4 protein-coding genes are annotated in these 4,138 nt (G+C 52.9%); all 4 read left to right on the plus strand.

What is annotated here, in order from left to right; genetic code table 11:
* On the plus strand, window positions 1–1,557 hold a 1,557-nt coding region (arcS, locus tag PLA23_RS11065; protein WP_324475220.1), incomplete at its 5' end, for an archaeosine synthase subunit alpha.
* A 38-nt stretch (window positions 1,558–1,595) separates the two neighbouring features.
* Complete coding sequence (locus PLA23_RS11070) at window positions 1,596–2,435, plus strand: sulfide/dihydroorotate dehydrogenase-like FAD/NAD-binding protein (protein WP_324331613.1); 840 nt, start codon at window positions 1,596–1,598, stop codon at window positions 2,433–2,435.
* Window positions 2,436–3,779: an NADPH-dependent glutamate synthase gene (gene gltA, locus PLA23_RS11075; RefSeq protein ID WP_324475221.1), complete on the plus strand. Its 1,344-nt coding sequence runs from the start codon at window positions 2,436–2,438 to the stop codon at window positions 3,777–3,779. It abuts the gene before it with no gap.
* Between the two features lie 2 nt (window positions 3,780–3,781).
* A partial coding sequence (locus tag PLA23_RS11080) for a ribonuclease III domain-containing protein (protein ID WP_324475222.1) occupies window positions 3,782–4,138 on the plus strand: 357 nt, incomplete at its 3' end.

The raw sequence follows: 4,138 nt of genomic DNA on the forward strand, positions 1-4,138 counted from the left end.
GCAGCCACCGACACGACCCGGCTGTATCCTGCTCTGTGCAGCCGGTCCGGTTCAAACATTCCGGCACTTGAGGATCCGGAGTTTGTATCCCTGTTCCTGGTCCGTGATGGAGAGCAGCCAGTTCCCCTTCATATTCATGCACCATTTCCCATTCAACCCGGGGAAACGGTCATCACCCCAAACTGGCACACCCTGCTCTCCCGACCCCGTGACTTCTGCCAGTTTTTGGATGGGTTAAAGGCATCAGTCCCACCGGACACCTGCTGGTATCTCCCCGGTGCAGCACTCCCTGAGAATGCGGCAATTCTTGTTCATGCCGGATTTGATCTCTTTGATTATATCGCAACAGACCTTGCAACTGCGCAAGGCAGATTCTGCCTTCCGGACGGCCAGTATCCGGAGAGTGTGATGGGAGATGGTCTCTGCTCCTGCCAGGGGTGTATGACCGGGGATCTCCTCCTCCATAACCGGGCAGCACTGGATCAGGAACTTGCCAGAATCAGGCGTCGGATTCGTGACGGGACGTTCCGTGAGTTCCTTGATGGCCGATGCAGGACAAAACCGGAATATGTCTCGATCATGCGACATATCGAGCAATCTGACCGGATGGAACAGAATACGCCGGTATCCCGTACAACACCGTTCTTTGCCACATCCGGCGACAGTATTCACCGGGTTGAGGTCAGACGGTTTATCGACCGGCTGGTTGACCGGTACATCCCGCCGGTTTGTGATGTTGCCGTTCTGATCCCCTGTTCTGCAAAAAAACCCTACAGTCTCTCCCAGTCACATCGGAAATTCAGCCAGGCTATTGGGCGGAGGGCGCATGAGCTCATTATCACCTCACCGCTTGGGCTTGTCCCCCGTGATATTGAGCTCTGTTATCCTGCAGCGGCATATGATGTGCCAGTTACCGGGTACTGGGACCATGAGGAGCGGCACCTCATTACAAAGGCTCTGGTCAGGTATTTTACCCGGCACCCGTACCGTCGCGTTCTTGCTCATCTGGATGGTGATGCCCGTATCATTGCACAGGAAGCAGCAGACCAGGCGGGATTTGAGATAGAATTCACCGGCGATACCGATCGCCTGACCGATCCTGCCTCACTCCAGGCTTTACACGAGGCCCTTGACGGGGAGCGAAAAGTAAAATCACACCTGGTTCGAGGGATGATATCATTCCAGTTCGGGTATGATCTGAAGGCTCCAAATCTTGAGGTCAAGGGATCGTATCCGGAGCAGGTCGTAAAACGGGGAAGAACCCTCCTCTTCTCCACCGTTCCGTCTCATGGTCTGATACGACCCACCTTTGACGGATGGTCACTGATTGAAACCGGCTATCGTGTCTATATCGATAATTTCGTTCCGCAGGGAGATATCCTTGCACCTGGAGTCATTGATGCCGATCCGGTCATCCGACCCGGAGATGAGGTGCTGGTTATCGGAGATAAGGCCATGGCAACCGGACGGGCGGTGATGGGTGCGGATGAGATGATCCGATCGTCCCGGGGAATCGCGGTCCGGGTGCGTAAAGTAAAGAAGCTTGACGGGCAATAAATAAGGGCCCGAATAATTTTTTCCGGATGTGACATCTGGTGTATATAATCGAAAAATCTCTCAAATTATCCGAAAATGTCTATGAGATATGGGTAAATGCTCCCCATGTGACCCGGAATGCAAAGGCCGGGCAGTTTGTAATCATCCGGATCGATGAGACCGGCGAGCGAATCCCCCTGACGATCTCAAAAATATCCGGAGATCTTGTCAGAATTATCTTTATGGCGGTTGGAAAAACCACGCATGCCCTTGCAGCAATTCCTGCGGGCGGTACCATCAGTGATATTGCCGGTCCGCTTGGGTGCCCGAGTGAGATAAAAAAGTACGGAACCTGCGTTCTGGTGGGTGGCGGTGTTGGTATTGCCTCAACCCCGGTCATTGCACAGGCACTCAAAGATGCCGGAAACCGGGTAATTGGTATTCTTGGTGCACGAAATGCAGATCTCCTCATCCTTGAGGACGAGATGGAAGCGATCTGCGATACGGTGCTTATTGCGACTGATGATGGTTCAAAAGGTCATCACGGGTTTGCTGCAGATCTCTTAAAACAGGTTATTGCTAACGAGAAAGTTGATGCGGTCTGGATCATCGGTCCAACCATTATGATGAAAGTAACATCCAATGTCACCCGTGAGCAGGGTATCAGGACCTTTGTATCTCTCAACCCCATCATGGTTGACGGGACCGGTATGTGTGGTTCATGCCGGTGTATTGTTGACGGGAAGACGAAGTTTGCCTGTGTGGACGGGCCTGAGTTTGATGCCCATACGGTTGATTTTGACAATCTGATGCAACGACAGCGGTATTACATGGAACATGAGAAGGAAGCCCTGATGCAATGGAAGGAGCATCAGTGTACCTGTGGGGGGAAGCAATAAATGGGCGACCGAAGCGTGGGCGACCGGTTGAAGGATTTTGAAGAGGTCGATTGCGGGCTTACTCCACAAGAGGCCATAGAAGAGGCAGGCAGATGTCTTCAGTGCAAAAAGCCTGGCTGCGTTGACGGTTGCCCGGTAAATATTGATATCCCGGCATTTATCGCCCTCATTGCACAGGGAAAATTTCTTGAGGCTGCTGCAAGTATCAGGCAGCAGAATCTTCTCCCGGCGATCTGCGGGCGTGTCTGTCCCCAGGAAACCCAGTGTGAAGCGCTCTGTATCTTGGGAAAGAAGGAGGCTCCTATCAGGATAGGCCAGCTTGAGCGGTTTGCAGCCGATCAGGAACGGGCAAAAGGCCTGACCATTCCGGCACGAAAAGCACTCACCGGAAAACGGGTTGCAGTTATCGGATCCGGTCCGGCAGGTATTGTTGCAGCCGGGGAGCTTGCCAAATGCGGTCATAGCGTTGTCATGTATGAATCATTACACGCCCCCGGGGGTGTTCTGACCTATGGTATTCCGTCGTTCCGTCTGCCAAAGGATGTGGTGAAGGCAGAGATTGATCTCATCCTTGCGATGGGGGTTGATCTTCGCCTGAACCATCTGGTCGGAAGGACCGTTTCATATGAAGAGCTGGATAGTTTTGATGCGATCTTTCTTGGAACCGGTGCCGGTCTCCCATATTTCATGGGAATACCCGGGGAAAACCTGAGTGGTGTCTACTCTGCGAATGAGTTTCTCACTCGGGTCAATCTGATGCATGCAGAACGTTTCCCGGAATATGATACCCCGGTTGCCAGAATGAACCGGGTTGTTGTTGTCGGTGGTGGGAATGTTGCCATGGATGCAGCACGAACTGCACGACGGATGGGTGCAGAGGTCACACTTGTGTATCGGAGACGGGAAGAGGACCTGCCGGCACGTGCAGCCGAGGTTTTCCATGCCAAAGAAGAAGGGGTTATGTTTATCACCTGTGCAAACCCGGTTCGAATCCTTGGCGATCAGTCAGTTTCGGGGATTGAATGCATCAGGATGCAGATGTGCAACCTTGATGAGAGTGGCCGGCCCATACCTGAACCAATTGACAATGACACCTTTACCCTTGCATGTGATGTGGTCATCCAGGCGATTGGACAGGGACCAAACCCGGTACTGGTAAGTCAGATTCCTGGAATCGAAAAAGGAAGAGCAGGGAATGTTGTCACCGGAGAAGATGGCAGGACATCTCATCCAAAGATATTTGCAGCCGGAGATGTCACCACCGGCGCTGCAACGGTCATCATGGCAATGGGTGGGGCAAAACAGGCAGCACGGTCCATAAACAGGATGCTTGCCTCACAATAAGGATGACTGCAGCATTATTTCCAGAGCAGCTCGAGCGGGTGACCGGCTATACCTTTCGGGACAAATCCCTTCTGCTCCGGGCACTGACGAGACTGGCTTATTGTAAGGAACAGGGCCTTTCGGAAGACTCTCATCTTGATGCCCTTGCAACCCTTGGAGATGCGGTCATTGAATTACTCATCCTGACCCGGCTGGTAAAGGGAGGGGAACATGACAAGGGTGCTGTCTCCCTCAAAAAGATGGATCTCGTAAATATGTCCGTTTTGCGGGATGCTGCACGGGCCATCCATCTTGAGCAGTATGTCAGATGGGGGAAAGGCGAGGCACGGATGCATGTCTGGACGTCAGGCCGTGTTCTC

The sequence above is a fragment of the Methanospirillum sp. genome, assembly GCF_035406105.1.
GTDB lineage: Archaea > Halobacteriota > Methanomicrobia > Methanomicrobiales > Methanospirillaceae > Methanospirillum.